We start from the raw sequence: 15,466 nt of genomic DNA, 5'->3' as shown, positions 1-15,466 counted from the left end.
AATGACGACCGGGGTTCAGAAAATTTGGTATAATTTGATTTTGAAAGAAGGGGTGAGATGAATGGCAGTCGTACCATTAGAGACCATCAGTACGTACAGTTTATTACAAAGTACCATTCGACCAACAGAGTTGGTGCAAGCTGCCAAAGAGCGGGGGTATTCAGCCATTGCGCTCACCGATCGAGATGTCTTATATGGGGTCGTTGATTTTTACAATGCAGCGCGTCAGGCCGGAATCCGACCGTTAATTGGAGTGCAACTAACGATCCAGGTGAGCAAATTAGCGGGTCAGCAAGTTGCAATTACCGTTTTTGCCAAGGACCAGCAGGGATATGAACAACTGATGAAGTTGTCTACCCAGCGGATGACCACCGGCGCGGATTTGTCAAAACAGGATTTACAGGATCATCTCGATCATTATGCGGTTGTTGTGCGGCCGACCCCGTCAATTTTACAAGCACAAGGCTTCCCAGAAATTACTGCCTTTCTCCAGTGGCTTGGTCACCAGGCCACGGCGGCTTATCTGGGGATTAATTTAACCCTGGACACAACTGCCCGGCAAGTGCTCCAGGATTTGAGTCAGCAGGTGCACTTACCATTGATTGCTGATGAACAGGTGGAATATTTAGACGCTAACCAGTACTTTCCTACGCAGGTGCTGCGGGCAATTGGCGATGGTCGGCAAATTGAATCACCGCTGCAAGTGGCGTCAACGACTGGCCAGCACTATTTACGCAACGCGCCTGAATTACAAACTGCTTACCAGCAGGCAGGCCTTGCCGATGCCATTAATAATAATGAGCAGTTAGTGCGGACGAGCAATTTTGAAATTAAGTTTCAAAAGCCCCAGTTGCCACATTTTCCCGTTCCAACCGGGAAGTCGACTGCTGAGTACCTGCGTGAACTGTGTGTTGCTGGTCTCCGCCAGCGACAACTCGCGCCGGGGACGACAGTTGACCAATACTGGAACCGGCTCAACCGCGAGCTAAAAGTAATTCATGAAATGGGCTTTGATGATTACTTTCTGATCGTGTGGGATATTATGGCCTTTGCTCACCGTCAACACATTACGACTGGTCCTGGACGGGGATCGGCCGCTGGATCATTAGTTGCCTATGCTTTAGCAATCACTGATGTCGATCCGCTCGAATACGGGTTATTATTTGAACGGTTTTTAAATCCAGAACGGGCCCAAATGCCGGACATCGACCTAGATATTCCAGACAATCGCCGGCAGGAGGTCCTTGACTATGTTCATCAACGATATGGCCATCAACGGGTGGCACAAATCATCACCTTTGGCACACTGGCTGCTCGTCAGGTGATCCGTGACGTTGGCCGGGTTTTTGGTGTACCCAAGTATCAAATTGAAGCAATTGTTGATATTTTTCGCGTTTTGGGTCGTCACCGAAGTGTTACCCTGGCCGCAGCCATTCAGGAATCCCAACCGTTACGGAACCTAATGACCGATGATGAGTTGACACGCCTTGTTGTCACGGTTGCCCAGCAACTCGAGGGGTTACCGCGTCATTATTCGACCCACGCTGCTGGGGTTGTGTTGTCCGCGCGTCCACTAGAAGAGGTGGTGCCATTACAGGCCGGAAACGATGAAGTCGGCATGGACATGACCCAGTTTCCTAAAGAAATTGTTGAATCCGTCGGCCTGTTGAAAATGGACTTTTTAGGTCTCCGGAACCTCTCAATTATGGACCGGACCCTCCAGTTGATTCACCAGCGGGAGCCGCATTTTGATGTGACGAAGGTGTCTTTAGAAGACCAACCCACTTTAGAATTATTCCGTCAGGGACTGACCGACGGGATCTTTCAATTTGAATCCAGCGGGATTCGCCAAACGCTCCAGAAACTAGTGCCCAACCAGTTCGAAGATATTGTGGCGGTTAACGCCCTGTACCGACCGGGTCCGATGGAAAACATTGCTCACTTTATTGCTCGTAAGCATGGCCAAGAGCCAATTAACCTGCCAGATGATAGTCTTCAACCAATTTTAGGCCCAACTTATGGGATCTTGGTCTACCAAGAACAGGTTATGCAAGTGGCCTCGACCATGGCTGGCTTTAGTTTGGGGCAAGCCGACTTACTGCGGCGGGCAATGAGTAAGAAAAAAGCGGCGACGATGGAGAGCATGCGGAGCCGTTTTATCGACGGTGCCGTGGCCAACGGATATGACCGCCAAGTTGCTCAGCAAGTCTTTGACTATATCGACCAGTTTGCCAACTATGGTTTTAACCGTTCGCACGCTGTGGCATATTCCAAGATGGCTTACGAAATGGCCTACTTGAAACGCCATTACACTACGGAATTTTTTACTGCCTTGCTCTCGATTGAACCCAACGCCGCAAAGCAACGGCGTCACTTTGCGGACGCTAAACGTTTTGGGGTTACAATTTTGCCGCCGGATATCAACAATAGTCATGGTGATTTTATCTTGCAGAATGGGAAAATTTTGATGGGCCTTTCAATGATCAAGGGCATGCGGCAGGACTTCATGAAGGCCATTTTTGAAGAACGACAAAAGGGGGCTTTCGCGAGTTTGCCTGACTTCGTTCAGCGGATGGATGAAAAATGGCAAAAGGCGGTTTTAATTGAACCATTAATTTATGTAGGGGCGTTTGATCATCTGGGCTATAATCGGGCCGAAATGATTGACGGACTCGCGGGATTGTTTGCCGGGAATGAATTTACCTTCCAAAGTAAAACTTTACAGCCAGTCATGAACCGTCGCCCAGAGTACTCGCTCTCTTTTCGACTGATGAAGGAAAATGAATACCTCGGAGTGTATTTGTCTGGTCACCCCGTGAGCCAGTATGATCAACTGCGGCGACAACGACAAACCCAACGGGTGATTGATCTCAAGCGTCATGGTCAGGTGCAGACATTAGTCATGCTGAACCGAATTCACCGCATTAATACGAAAAAAACTCACCAACCGATGGCGTTTGCGACCGCCTCTGATGAAACGGGCAGCATTGACGTCACAATTTTCCCGCGGCAATATCAACAATATTTAGACCTGATTCAGCCATCAAAAATAGTGCTGATTCAAGGTAATGTCGAATACCGGAACGACCACTTTCAACTCATTGTCAACCAAGTGATCCCGGTTGACGAGTTGGTAGCCAGTCATTCTTCAGCAAACATTCATCAGCGGTGGGTGATTCGGCTTGAGGACCAGCAATTGGCTTCCAAACAGCTGCAGCGACTGCGAGAATTGGCAGCGGACGATCATGGCCACACGCCGGTGGTGATTTTCGACGTTGCTTCTCAACAAGCACGTCAGTTGCCAGTTGACCGGTGGTTAGCGGGAACCACGAAAGTTGGTGAAACATTGAACAAAATCTTTGGCAGCGATAATGTTGTTTTGCAAGCGATTAACAAGTAAGCGCTATCATTTTGTGAGGAGATAATGAGCTTTTTCACGAGAAAAAATGGGCCAAAGCTACAGACACTCATATGAAATCGTGTTATGATATCACTGTAATCAAAATTCCAAGATCAAGATTTGATTGAGGTAGTATTGCAAAAGGAGAGATTTCTGTTATGAAGAAAACCAAGATTGTAAGTACCTTGGGTCCTGCAAGTACGGACGTAGATACGATTGTTAAGTTGATTAATGCGGGTGCTAACATTTTCCGTTTTAACTTCTCACATGGTGATCACCCTGAACACCTTGGTCGTTTAAACAACGTCCACAAGGCCGAAGAAATCACTGGTAAGAAGGTCGGCATTATGCTCGACACCAAGGGTGCTGAAATTCGGACGACCGTTCAAAAGGATGGTAAGATCGAATACAACATTGGTGATGAAGTTCGTATTTCTATGGACGACAGCATCGAAGGTACTCACGACAAGATCGCGGTTACTTACGAAGGCCTTTACGACGACGTTCACGAAGGTGGCCACGTTCTTTTTGATGACGGTTTGATCGACATGGTTGTTGAAAAGAAGGACGAAGCCAACAAGGAATTAGTATGTAAGGTTATGAACCACGGGATCCTTGGTTCACGCAAAGGGGTTAACGCTCCGGGCGTTTCCATCAACTTACCAGGGATTACCGAAAAGGACTCCAGCGATATTCGCTTTGGTCTGGACAATGGTATTAACTACATTTCAGCTTCCTTTGTTCGGAAGGCCCAAGACGTCTTGGACATTCGTGAACTTTTGAAGGAAAAGAACATGGAAGACGTTCAAATCTTCCCAAAGATCGAATCCCAAGAAGGGATCGACAACTTTGAAGAAATCATCGCTGTTGCTGATGGTTTGATGGTTCCTCGTGGTGACATGGGGGTTGAAATTCCTGCTGAAAACGTTCCGTTGGTTCAAAAGCGCATGATTCGTCGTTGCAACGTTTTAGGTAAGCCAGTAATTACTGCTACCCAAATGTTGGACTCCATGCAAGAAAACCCACGGCCAACACGTGCCGAAGTATCTGACGTTGCCAACGCCGTCTTTGATGGTACTGATGCAACCATGCTTTCTGGTGAAAGTGCTAACGGTGACTACCCAGTTGAATCTGTTGCTACGATGGCGCGGATCGACGTTAAGGCTGAAAACAACCTGGACCAATTTGGTACCGAAACTTTCAACTTTGACAAATCAGACGTTACTGAAACCATTGGTTCTGCGGTTTCTAACGCTGCGCGTGACTTAGGAATCAAGACCATCGTTGCTGCCACTGCTTCTGGTTACACTGCCCGGATGATTTCCAAGTACCGTCCAAACGCCGACATCGTTGCTTTGACCTTTGACGAACGGACTCAAAAGGGCTTGATGATCAACTGGGGTGTTCAACCTTACGTGGTTGAAAAGCCAGCTAACACTGATGAAATGTTCAAATTAGCTAACGATGAAGTTAAGAAGTTAGGTTTCGCTAACGAAGGCGACAAGATTATTGTGATTGCCGGTTTGCCAGTTGGTAAGAAGGGGACCACGAATATGATGCGGATCCAAACTGTTAAGTAAACAGCTTGACCGTGACAAATAAAAGAGGTTGGGATTTAGTTCCAACCTCTTTTACTTTACATAAAATCAAGGTAAAATAGAGTGGTTACGAAAAATTCGATGAAATGAAACGAGGATCAGCAAGATGAATCAGGACCTGGGAAAAGTTGTTAGTGCCGTCATGATTGACGAAAATGACCAGTATTATTTTGTTCAACCGGCACGGAATGGGCAAACTTATCGACTGCCCAAAGATGAATCGCCGCAAGTACTTCACATTGGTGGTTCAGTGCAAGGCTTTGTCTATGAAAATGAAGACCACCAGTTACAAATGACGTGTCAACACATTCCGACCGTTCAAGTCGACCACTATGATTTTGGTGAAGTGGTCAGTGTCCGGCGCGACTTGGGAGTGTTTGTTGATATTGGATTGCCCAACAAGGATATCGCGGTGTCATTGGATGATTTGCCAACCATGAAAAATCTCTGGCCACAACCGGGTGACCGCCTCTTGATTAGCCTACGAGTTGATGATCACGACCGGATTTGGGGACAATTAGCTGATGAACAAATCTATGAAACGATGGCCACGCGACCATCGAAAAAAATGCTGAATTGGAATGTCAATGCGACTGTTTACCGGGTCAAACTCGCCGGAACGCTAGCATTAACTGATAATTTCCAACTAGGTTTCATCCATCCGTCCGAGCGGGATCGTGAACCCCGCTTGGGTGAACGGGTCCACGCACGGGTAATTGGACTTTCCGGTCATGGTAGCCTCAACCTTTCGTTAAAGCCCCGGGCCTTTGAGGCGATTGGCGATGACGCTACCCAAATTTACCAAATGCTCGTTCACGCGCCTAACAAGCAATTACCGTATACGGATAAGAGTTCGCCAGCCACGCTTAAAGAGGTCTTTGGGATGTCGAAGGGCCAATTCAAACGGGCAATTGGTCACTTGCTACGGGAACGACTCGTCAGTCAGGTCAACGGACAATTGATTCTTTTAAAGGAAGCACCAGGCAATGAGTAAGGAACAAATGCAGCAGGTCATTACCGATTTTAGCCAGTTTCTGCTGGTGGAACGGGGACTCAGTAATAATACCATTCAGAGTTACCAAAATGACTTGAAAAAGGCTGCCCAATATTTACAAAGTCAGCAAATTAATGATTGGAACGACGTTGACCGTTATACGATATTGAACTTCCTGGCCCACCTGACTAACTTAGGACAAAGTCGGACTACAATTGGCCGTCAGGTATCCTGTCTCCGCCAGTTTTACCAATATCTATTACGTCAGCACCGGGTTGACGATGATCCGATGGCCTTAGTGACGATTCCAAAGGGCCCCCGTCATTTACCTACCGTGCTGACTCAAGAGGAGGTTCGCGCCATGTTGGCAGTCCCGGACGTCAACAAAAAAATGGGGATCCGGGACCGCGCCATCCTAGAAGTCATGTATGCAACTGGTATGCGGGTGAGTGAATTGACGGGGCTCCGCCTCAATGATCTTCACCTCGACGTCCACCTGGTTCAACCCCGTGGGAAGGGTGACAAAGAGCGGATTATCCCAATTGGTGAGGTGGCAGAAGAATGGCTCAAACGATACCTAACTGAGGTCCGCGCTCCACAATTGGCGAATCATCCGGAGACGGATTACGTGTTTTTGAATGCACGGGCACACCCACTAACTCGGCAGGGCATTTGGCAATTGATCAAAAAAACTACCCAGGCGGCGCACATCAAAAAGGACGTCACCCCGCATACTTTGCGACATAGTTTTGCGACCCACCTACTCGAAAACGGGGCTGACCTACGGGTAGTGCAGGAATTACTTGGCCACAGTGATATCACCACCACTCAAATTTATACTCACGTTTCGCAAAAGCGGCTACTGAGTGTTTACAAGGATACCCATCCGCGAGCTTAATGGAGGACAATCATGATTGTAAAGTACCGAAAAGATTATCAAAAAATTGTGATGGGGTTACTTTCATTTATCCCGGACCTCCGCGAATATGATCGCTTAGACGAAGAACTCGCGTGGGGAACGGAGGCGCCCTGGCAGATTTTACTGTGGAAAAATTCGAATACGGACCAGTTCGCAGGCGTCGCGATAATTGAAGAAAGGGCTGATTACCTCCTGATTCGGCGGATGTCCTTTACGCCTAGTGAACGGTCAGGACGTAACATGTACCTTTTTTTGTCCGCGATTGCCGAATTAGCGCCCGCCAAACGGGTACTAGGAACGCTCAAGACCCAGTCATTAGTGACTAACTGGCGGCGTAGTAACCAGTATGATCAATAATTTTAAAGGGAGGTTTGTCGAATGGCCGACTCATCGATGGCCAAATTGCCCTATCAACCAACATTGAAATTAAACCAATTCGAGGGCCCATTAGACTTGCTTCTGCATTTGATTCGCCAGTCGAAAATGGATATTTACGATATTCAAATCGCGGAAATTACAGATCAATATATGAAATACCTCGCGGCTAATCAACGCCACCAACTAGAAATTGCGGGGGAGTACTTTGTGATGGCGGCGACGTTAATGGCGATTAAAAGTCAAATGCTGTTGCCAACACCACCGCAAGAAGAGGATGAAGAACCAGAAGAGGAAGAAGATCCCCGTGAAGAACTGGTGCAACAGCTTCTCGAGTACCAGCGCTATAAGCAGGCTGCCGAAGACTTGAAAGGCAAAGAGGAACACCGGCAAATGGAATATACCAGGGAGGCCATGGCGGTTCCCCGCGACCTCGTCCAAGAGCGGGTGGCACCAGGAGTGACGATTGACCAACTGCAAGCTGCCTTTGGTAAGATTTTGGAACGTTACCAGTTTAAGGAGCCAGAAATAAAAAATGTCCGTCCGGAACGGGTTACAGTGGCCGAACGGATTGCGGCGGTGGTTAAACAGGTGACCCATCCCGTCCGCTTTGTGGACTTGTTTGCTGACGACCAGAGTCGGGATAATTTAGTGACCACCTTTATGGCGGTCTTAGAGTTAACCCGCCATAAGGTCGTACGGATTAATCAATCAGTGATGTTTGGCCCGTTGATCGTTGTCCCGGGACCCAAAAATGAGGAGTATCGAAATGAACAATCTAGCAAAAATTGAGGGGCTGTTATTCATTAGTGGTGATGAGGGCATCACCCTCGCCGATCTCAGTAGCCTCACGGGATTTATGAAACCGGCGGTCAGTGGATTATTGGGCCGGTTGAAGGAGCGGTATGCACAAGATGATGATTGTGCACTGACCCTTTTGCAAAGTGGTGAAACCTACCGGTTAGCGACGAAAGCAAGTTTGGCACCCATTATGAAGGCCTATTTTGAAAAGCCCCTGACATCGCCATTAACCCAGGCCCTGTTAGAGGTACTAGCGATTGTAGCTTACCGGCAACCAATTACCCGGATTGAAATTGATGATCTCCGGGGGGTGCAAAGTTCTGGATCCTTACAAAAACTGGTTGCCCGGGGGTTAATTGAAACCCATGGTCGCCTTGATGTCCCTGGCCGACCATTTAAGTACGTCACCACGGATGCCTTCTTAGATTATTTCGGGTTGGAAACGTTGGATGATTTGCCGCCACTGACGGCTCAAATGTCTTTGGAAGACATGGATAGTGATATTTTCTTACGAGCGTTACAATCTCGGCAGGAGAAGTTGGCAAAAAAGGAGGAAGCTAATCATGGAACGACTACAAAAGGTAATGGCTGAGGCTGGCGTGGCCTCCCGACGCGCTTCTGAAAAATTGATTGCGGCCGGTCGGGTCACCGTCAACGGTAAAACCGTGACGCAACAAGGAGTGAAGGTCACCAAAAATGATCAGGTCGCCGTCGATGGCGTACCAATTAAGCATGAACCGCTCAAATACTTCCTATTAAATAAACCGCGGGGAGTGATTTCCTCAGCCCACGACGATAAGGGACGCCGGACCGTGGTGGATATCCTCAAAGAGGATGGGGTTGAAGAACGGATTTATCCCGTTGGACGGTTGGATTATGATACTACCGGAATTTTATTGTTGACCAACGACGGGGACCTAGCAAATAAATTAATGCACCCGAAGTTTGAGGTTGAAAAAACATATATTGCGAAGGTTCGAGGAGTGTTAACTAACCGTGAGATGAAGCAGCTCCGCCAGGGGGTCATGGTTGACGGACGGAAAACGAAACCAGCGAAAACCAAACTCCTCGAAGCGGCGGATGACTGGCAGTCTTCCCGGGTACGGCTGACGATTCACGAAGGGCGCTACCATCAGGTGAAGCGGATGCTTAAAGCGGTCGGCCACCCAGTCATGAAACTTCACCGGGAAACATACGACACCCTTAATTTAGTTGGTTTACCAAGTGGCGGTCAGTGGCGTGAATTGCGACCACAAGAAGTCAAAAAATTAAAAAACTTGGTTTAGGGCTGTACTCTTGAGAAGATGTTGTTTATAATGTAAATTGTACAGAATATTAACAAGGTTTGTCTTCAAGGCAGGGTGTGATTCCCGACCGGCGGTAGAGCCCGCAACCCGCGAAAGCGGTGGAATCCGGTGTAATTCCGGGTGCCGACAGTATAGTCTGGTAGATAGAAGATAATTCCTACCTTTGTGGTGGGAAGAATGAGGGGACAAATTGGTTTGTTCCCTTTTTTCATACCTACATCGAGAAGATGACCCCAATTTTTGGAGGTTAGTTTTATGGATAAAACTTATTCACGTACACAACGTTTTACGGTCATGGCCTGTCTTTCCGCGGTTGCATTTCTTTTAATGTTTATCGAATTTCCGCTGATTCCGGTGGCGTCATACCTCAAGTTAGACTTCTCTGACGTGCCGATCTTAATTGGAACGGTGATTTATGGCCCCTGGTCTGGAATTATTATCGCCGTGGTCAAATGTCTGTTGCATGGCATTGCCCGAGGAATGTCACCGGTGGAACTGTTAGGGTTGTTTGCCAACCTTTGTACATCGATTGCGATGATTCTGCCGGTCAGCTGGAGCTTTCACCATGAAAAGTGGTCGCTCAAAAAGCGCCTCGTGATTAGCGGCCTGTTAGCCACCATCATCATGACGGTGGTGATGACCTTGTTCAACTACTATGTCTTAACACCAGCTTACATGCAAATGTTTAACTGGCACCCATCACTTCCAATCAAGCAATTGATGTTAGTGGGCGTGGTTCCATTTAACCTAATTAAGGGAATTCTGGTAAGCCTGATCTTTGGGATTATTGTGATTCACTTGCAGTGGTGGTTGAAACGGCAAACAGCAAAAAATAATCAATGAATCTTATGCAGCGGTTGGCTTCGGATTGCGAAGCGGCCGCTCTTTTGTTTAGTTTGGCTTATTTGGTTAGCACCTTTATAATTAAAATTGATTGGAGGGAAACAGATGGATCGCTACTTATTAACCATGTTTAGTCAACATCCCCGCCGCTTTCGGGTGATTGAAAATACGGTGCGAAATAAGCGGACCCAAGCAACCCTCTTTTGGGCACTGAATTATCAGATCTTGCCATGGCTAGGGAGTGCGCCACGGATGTCACGGGCCCAGTTTGACAGCTGGCTCGACCAACAACAACGGCAGGGCATGTTGCAAATCAAAGACCAGCTGGCTTGGCTAACCCCAGCGGGTGTTGAGCAAAAAACAGTCGTGGGGCGGGATTATTATCAGTCACACAATAATCAGTGGGCATGGTTGACTAATTACCACTGGTACGCGGCCCGGTTTTTATTAGCGGTTCAGGCTGTGTCAGAATTAGCGCACCATAATCGTCACTACATTCCGTTAAATTTATCCAGTAGTGAAATGGCCAAAGTTCGCTCCTGGCTGACCTGGCCACACCTGATCACTGATGTAGAGCAAGAACTGTTCCAGCTGGGGACACAGCTAGCAAAGCAAGACTTGCGGTTAGCGGAATTCTTTAGTCACCGGTTAATTGGCCACCAGCAGTTAGGCTGGACGAGTGATGAAGCTCAGCGTCACCTCCAGTTAAACGCCGAAGAAATCGAAATTTTGAACCGTGATGTTTGGCTTGGGGTTGCCAGCCAGTTACGTCGTCAACCAATGAGTAAGCTGGGCCAGTTAATGAATTCGCTGACGGTCGCAAATCCGATTAGCCAGAGCGCAATGCGCACCGTGAATGATTTTCAGAAGGGGAAGACTCTGAAACAAATTGCTAACATGCGCCACCTGAAATTAAGTACGGTCCGGGAACACCTCTTAGAAGCCGCAATCATTATCCCGCAGGGGCTAGATTGGAATCGGCTATTACCGGAGAACCAGGAACAAGTAATTCGCCAGGCGCAACCGGCGCCGGTGACAGATTGGAAGTTTTCGCCAACTAATGATCGCCGGGCACCCGAAGAATTCTTTTGGTTTCGTCTCTGTCAGATAAAGGAGCTCCACCAGCAAAATGGCTGATTTGAAAAATACTTTACATAACATTTTACAAGACAAATATGGTTTTGGGGATTTTCGCCCGGGACAAGAAGCAGCATTATTAAAAGCCATCAGTGGTCAACCAACTTTGGCAATTTTGCCCACTGGAGCAGGAAAAAGCTTGTTGTATCAGTTGCCCGCGTATTTGACGAACGGCTTAATTTTGGTTGTGTCACCATTAATTTCATTAATGCAGGACCAGGTCGACCGCATTCGTTATCGGGGGGATTTTAAGGTAGCAATGTTGAATTCCCAACTCAATTACCAGGAGCAACGGGCAGTTTTGAATTCATTGGCTCAGTACCGGTTCCTATTCACTTCTCCAGAAACACTAGTCAAGAAAAATATGTTGACGGCACTAATGCGTCAGCATGTTCAAATGATGGTGATTGATGAGGCTCACTGTATCTCCCAGTGGGGACCGAGCTTTCGTCCCGAATACTTATTACTGAAAAATGTTTGGCAACAAATCAGGCCGGCTTGGTTCTTGATGCTAACGGCCACGGCCACACCAGCGGTGGCTAATGATATCTTGCAAAAGTTAGGCCTGAATCCTCAGCAGACCGCCATGGTTCGTCAACCAGTTGATCGGTCCAATATCTTTTTGGCTGTTCAACAGCTTGAGAATGAGCAAACTAAACAACGATACCTAATGCGGATGGTCAAGCAACTGGGTAGTAGTGGTGTGATCTACTTTTCGAGCAAAAAAGTTGCTAACCAGCTCGCCCGGCAATTGCAGCATGACACCGGCTTGCGGGTAGCAGCCTACCATGCTGACCTAGATAGTTTGGAACGGTTCAAAATTCAGCAGCATTTTATGGCCAACCAACTCGACGTGATTTGTGCCACTAGCGCTTTTGGCATGGGGATTAATAAGAATGATATTCGCTATGTCATTCATTACCATCTACCTGGTAGTATAGAAAGTTATGTCCAAGAATATGGGCGTGCGGGTCGTGATGGTCAACCAGCACTGGCTTTGCTGTTGTATTGTCCGGGGGATGAGTACCTTCAGGAAGTGTTGGGGCAAACCCCAATTCCCGAAGCCCGAGTGATTAACCAGGTGCAAACTAACGAGTTGCCAAGGGCAGTATTAGGTGAACAACAGGAATTGATTACCTTTTATCTTGGACATGGCTATTCGATTCCAGAATTACAGAAGGTTTTACAACAACAAAACCAACTTAGTCAGCAACGGTTGGCGCGGATGATTGACTATGTCAGAGCAACAAGTTGTTATCGTGAAATAATTAACCATTACTTTGGTCACCAACAGACGGTTCATCCTGCTAATTGTTGCTCGGTGGACGAGCCAGATTGGCAAGTCAGTGAGTTAGGCCTACCAGCAGTAAAACGAACCTGTACCACTGAACAAGGCGGGGATTGGGAGACGACGATTGAGCAATTATTTGATTAGACTAGATTGTAGACAGTTGTGGACTGAATGCGCTAAAATAATAATTATGTAATCAAGGAGGGGCATTTCATGAGTGAAAAGCGTGAAGATCAACGACCAGAAAATGAGAAACTATGGGATAAGACCTTCGAAGATGATGAAAATAAGGACTCCCAAGGAAATTTGTCTCGTGTTCAACGACGCAAGCAGGATTCGAACAATTCGCGCATTACCACCATTTTAGTGGCACTGATCATTATCCTGGCCGCGGTACCAATCTTCTTTTGGGCACGTCATAAACAGGCCTTTGATCACCCGGTCCGGACTGAACAAACCAGTCAGACGAGTAGCAAAAAAGTAGCTAGTAGCAAGAAAACGGCAACCAAACACAGTAAGAGTCATAAAAAAGTTGCTAGTTCAGCGAGTACTAGTTCCGCAACGTCATCAGAATCAGCGGCTTCATCTGTAAGCACTTCTTCAACCAGTGAAAGCTCGACGAGTTCCGATAGCAAATACACGACTGTTGAGGCTGGCCAGGGGATTTACCGGGTCGCTACTAATAATGGTTTAACGGTGAGTGAACTGGCACGGTTAAACAATATTTCACCTAATACGCCCCTTCAACCTGGGCAACGACTCCGCGTCAAGTAGTGGGTATCAAAGGAGAGAACATTAAAGATGACGACAAATGGACTTCAAGTAGCAATTGATGGACCGGCTTCAGCAGGTAAAAGTACCGTTGCCAAGTTAGTGGCAAAACGGTTTGGCTATGTTTATTGCGATACTGGGGCGATGTATCGTTCAGTCACCCTGGCAGCTTTGCGGGAGAATGTCGCAATGGATGATACCGCGGCGATCATTAAAATTGCTCAAGAGATTCACATCAGTTTTGAAGCTGGTGATCCTGAGCAGAGAGTATTTATCAACGATCAAGAAGTGACGAAGGCAATCCGATCGAATGAAGTTGCTGCTAACGTTTCGGCGGTGGCGGCGATTCCTGAAGTACGCCAAGAGATGGTTAAAGAGCAACGGCAAATCGCTGCGCAGGGTGGAATTGTGATGGATGGCCGCGATATTGGTACCACAGTTTTACCTAATGCCTCAGTGAAGATTTTCCTAGTGGCGAGTGCTCATGAACGGGCCCGGCGACGGTTTGAAGAGAATCAAGCCAAGGGCATTGCCACTACAACGATTGAAGAACTACAAAAGGCGATTGAATTACGGGACCAGAAGGATTCGACCCGGAAGGTGTCACCGTTGACGAAGGCTGCGGATGCCGTTGAAATTGATAGTACTCACCTGTCAATCGATGAGGTAGTTGACGAAATCTCAAAAATTATTGAAAAAAAACGCAACAATTAAAGTTAATACTGGTAAATTACGGTCGGATCTAGTAAAATAGTAGCCAGAGTTGATTGTTGCAAGGAGGATTTTTTTAGATGGCTGAAAATGAAAACAATAACGCTATGTTAGAAGCGCTTGACAGCATTAAGCAAGTTAAGGTTGGAGATGTTGTTAAGGGTAAGGTACTGCAAATCGATGACGATCGCCAAGCAATCGTTGGGATCGAAGACGCTGGTGTTGAAGGGGTGGTTCCTGCAAACCAACTTTCTACCAAGCCAGTTGACGATATCAATGACGTTGTTAAAGTTGGTGACGTTTTAGACTTAGTTGTAATTTCTAAGATCGGGTCCGACAAGGAAAACGGCAGTTACTTACTTTCACATCGGCGTTTAGAAGCCATGAAGGTATGGGACGATATTCAAAAGAAGTTCGATGCCGGCGAAACGATTACTGCAAAGGTTACCCAATCTGTTAAGGGTGGTTTAGTAGTAGATGCTGGTGTTCGTGGATTCGTTCCTGCATCAATGATCACTGATCATTATGTTGAAGACCTCAACCAATTCAAGGGTCAAGAACTTGAATTTAAGATTATTGAAATTGAACCTAGTGAAAACCGTCTGATCCTTTCCCACAAGGAAATTGTCAAGAAGGAACACGAAGAAGCTGCCAAGAAGATTTTCTCCGAATTGGCTGCTGGTGATGTCGTAGAAGGCAAGGTTGCCCGGATGACAAACTTTGGTGCCTTTGTGGACCTCGGTGGTGTGGATGGATTAGTTCACGTTTCCGAAATTTCATACGATCACGTTGACAAGCCTTCTGATGTCTTAGAAGTTGGTCAAACTGTGAAGGTTAAGGTTTTGAACGTTGATCCAGAACGTGAACGAATTTCACTTTCCATCAAGCAGACCTTACCTGGACCATGGGATGATATCGAAGAAAAGGCTGCCGTTGACACTGTCTTAACTGGTACGGTTAAGCGTTTGACGAGTTTTGGTGCCTTTGTTGAAGTATTCCCTGGTGTTGAAGGGTTAGTTCATATTTCACAAATTTCACACAAGCACATTGCTACACCTGCTGACGTTTTGAAGCCAGGTGAAGAAGTTAAGGTTAAGGTTATTAATGTTGACCCTGAACGTCAACGTCTTGGTCTTTCCATCAAGGCTCTGGAAGAAAAGCCAGCTGACAGCGATGACAACAACCACAAGCGTAACAACCGTGGTAACCGTCGTCCTCGTCGGAACAACTTTGTGGCTGATGCTCCGGAAGAAGAAAACGGCTTTACGCTTGGTGATTTGATCGGTGATGAACTGAAGAACGCTGGTAAATAAGCTTTC

14 protein-coding genes and 1 riboswitch are annotated in these 15,466 nt (G+C 47.0%); all 14 genes read left to right on the top strand.

Annotation, left to right across the window (positions count from 1 at the left end):
• The first annotated feature begins 61 nt into the window (after positions 1-61).
• The 14 genes from dnaE to rpsA all read left to right on the top strand — a co-directional run bounded on the left by dnaE (position 62) and on the right by rpsA (position 15,460).
• Positions 62-3,400, top strand: coding sequence for a DNA polymerase III subunit alpha (dnaE, locus tag NFR43_RS04240; RefSeq protein WP_251546761.1), 3,339 nt, complete (start codon positions 62-64; stop codon positions 3,398-3,400).
• 158 nt (positions 3,401-3,558) lie between these two features.
• Positions 3,559-4,980, top strand: coding sequence for a pyruvate kinase (pyk, locus tag NFR43_RS04235; RefSeq protein ID WP_251546759.1), 1,422 nt, complete (start codon positions 3,559-3,561; stop codon positions 4,978-4,980).
• Between the two features lie 124 nt (positions 4,981-5,104).
• Positions 5,105-5,992 (top strand): CvfB family protein, encoded by an 888-nt coding sequence (locus tag NFR43_RS04230; protein ID WP_251546757.1) that lies wholly within the window; start codon positions 5,105-5,107, stop codon positions 5,990-5,992.
• Between the two features lie 7 nt (positions 5,993-5,999).
• Positions 6,000-6,890: a site-specific tyrosine recombinase XerD gene (gene xerD, locus NFR43_RS04225; protein WP_251547090.1), complete on the top strand. Its 891-nt coding sequence runs from the start codon at positions 6,000-6,002 to the stop codon at positions 6,888-6,890.
• Positions 6,891-6,902: 12 nt separating this feature from the next.
• Entirely contained in the window at positions 6,903-7,268 is a 366-nt protein-coding gene (locus tag NFR43_RS04220) for a reductase (protein ID WP_251546754.1), read from the top strand.
• Positions 7,269-7,289: 21 nt separating this feature from the next.
• Positions 7,290-8,078, top strand: a complete 789-nt coding sequence (locus NFR43_RS04215; RefSeq protein ID WP_251546752.1) for a segregation and condensation protein A — start codon at positions 7,290-7,292, stop codon at positions 8,076-8,078.
• On the top strand, positions 8,056-8,679 hold the full coding sequence (gene scpB / locus NFR43_RS04210; protein ID WP_251546750.1) for an SMC-Scp complex subunit ScpB: 624 nt from the start codon (positions 8,056-8,058) through the stop codon (positions 8,677-8,679). Before NFR43_RS04215 ends, scpB begins: the two co-directional genes overlap by 23 nt.
• A complete protein-coding gene (locus NFR43_RS04205) occupies positions 8,651-9,373 on the top strand; it encodes a pseudouridine synthase (RefSeq protein ID WP_251546748.1) in 723 nt (240 codons plus the stop codon). Before scpB ends, NFR43_RS04205 begins: the two co-directional genes overlap by 29 nt.
• Before the next feature lie 57 nt (positions 9,374-9,430).
• A riboswitch (FMN riboswitch) is annotated at positions 9,431-9,550 on the top strand.
• Positions 9,551-9,649: 99 nt separating this feature from the next.
• Positions 9,650-10,237, top strand: coding sequence for an ECF transporter S component (locus NFR43_RS04200; protein WP_251546746.1), 588 nt, complete (start codon positions 9,650-9,652; stop codon positions 10,235-10,237).
• A 105-nt stretch (positions 10,238-10,342) separates the two neighbouring features.
• Positions 10,343-11,374, top strand: a complete 1,032-nt coding sequence (locus tag NFR43_RS04195; protein ID WP_251546744.1) for a helix-turn-helix domain-containing protein — start codon at positions 10,343-10,345, stop codon at positions 11,372-11,374.
• Positions 11,367-12,809 (top strand): RecQ family ATP-dependent DNA helicase, encoded by a 1,443-nt coding sequence (locus tag NFR43_RS04190; protein ID WP_251546742.1) that lies wholly within the window; start codon positions 11,367-11,369, stop codon positions 12,807-12,809. Before NFR43_RS04195 ends, NFR43_RS04190 begins: the two co-directional genes overlap by 8 nt.
• Positions 12,810-12,878: 69 nt before the next feature.
• Entirely contained in the window at positions 12,879-13,439 is a 561-nt protein-coding gene (locus NFR43_RS04185; protein WP_251546740.1) for an SAG1386/EF1546 family surface-associated protein, read from the top strand.
• Positions 13,440-13,466: 27 nt separating this feature from the next.
• The gene (gene cmk / locus NFR43_RS04180; protein WP_251546738.1) at positions 13,467-14,150 is read left to right on the top strand and encodes a (d)CMP kinase; all 684 of its coding nucleotides are present in this window, start codon (positions 13,467-13,469) and stop codon (positions 14,148-14,150) included.
• 77 nt (positions 14,151-14,227) lie between these two features.
• Positions 14,228-15,460 (top strand): 30S ribosomal protein S1, encoded by a 1,233-nt coding sequence (rpsA, locus tag NFR43_RS04175; protein WP_251546736.1) that lies wholly within the window; start codon positions 14,228-14,230, stop codon positions 15,458-15,460.
• The last annotated feature ends 6 nt before the right edge of the window (positions 15,461-15,466 follow it).

This window comes from Limosilactobacillus caecicola (assembly GCF_943192935.1).
Classification (GTDB): Bacteria; Bacillota; Bacilli; order Lactobacillales; family Lactobacillaceae; genus Limosilactobacillus; species Limosilactobacillus caecicola.
This window is presented reverse-complemented; position numbering and strand designations above follow the sequence as displayed.

What these genes read in the sequence shown, in the direction of transcription:
- rpsA (WP_251546736.1), top strand. Translation starts at nt 14,228, where the DNA reads ATGGCTGAAAATGAAAACAATAACGCTATGTTAGAAGCGCTTGACAGC.
- scpB (WP_251546750.1), top strand. Translation starts at nt 8,056, where the DNA reads ATGAACAATCTAGCAAAAATTGAGGGGCTGTTATTCATTAGTGGTGAT.
- NFR43_RS04220 (WP_251546754.1), top strand. Translation starts at nt 6,903, where the DNA reads ATGATTGTAAAGTACCGAAAAGATTATCAAAAAATTGTGATGGGGTTA.
- NFR43_RS04215 (WP_251546752.1), top strand. Translation starts at nt 7,290, where the DNA reads ATGGCCGACTCATCGATGGCCAAATTGCCCTATCAACCAACATTGAAA.
- cmk (WP_251546738.1), top strand. Translation starts at nt 13,467, where the DNA reads ATGACGACAAATGGACTTCAAGTAGCAATTGATGGACCGGCTTCAGCA.
- NFR43_RS04185 (WP_251546740.1), top strand. Translation starts at nt 12,879, where the DNA reads ATGAGTGAAAAGCGTGAAGATCAACGACCAGAAAATGAGAAACTATGG.
- dnaE (WP_251546761.1), top strand. Translation starts at nt 62, where the DNA reads ATGGCAGTCGTACCATTAGAGACCATCAGTACGTACAGTTTATTACAA.
- NFR43_RS04200 (WP_251546746.1), top strand. Translation starts at nt 9,650, where the DNA reads ATGGATAAAACTTATTCACGTACACAACGTTTTACGGTCATGGCCTGT.
- pyk (WP_251546759.1), top strand. Translation starts at nt 3,559, where the DNA reads ATGAAGAAAACCAAGATTGTAAGTACCTTGGGTCCTGCAAGTACGGAC.
- NFR43_RS04230 (WP_251546757.1), top strand. Translation starts at nt 5,105, where the DNA reads ATGAATCAGGACCTGGGAAAAGTTGTTAGTGCCGTCATGATTGACGAA.
- NFR43_RS04205 (WP_251546748.1), top strand. Translation starts at nt 8,651, where the DNA reads ATGGAACGACTACAAAAGGTAATGGCTGAGGCTGGCGTGGCCTCCCGA.
- NFR43_RS04195 (WP_251546744.1), top strand. Translation starts at nt 10,343, where the DNA reads ATGGATCGCTACTTATTAACCATGTTTAGTCAACATCCCCGCCGCTTT.
- NFR43_RS04190 (WP_251546742.1), top strand. Translation starts at nt 11,367, where the DNA reads ATGGCTGATTTGAAAAATACTTTACATAACATTTTACAAGACAAATAT.
- xerD (WP_251547090.1), top strand. Translation starts at nt 6,000, where the DNA reads ATGCAGCAGGTCATTACCGATTTTAGCCAGTTTCTGCTGGTGGAACGG.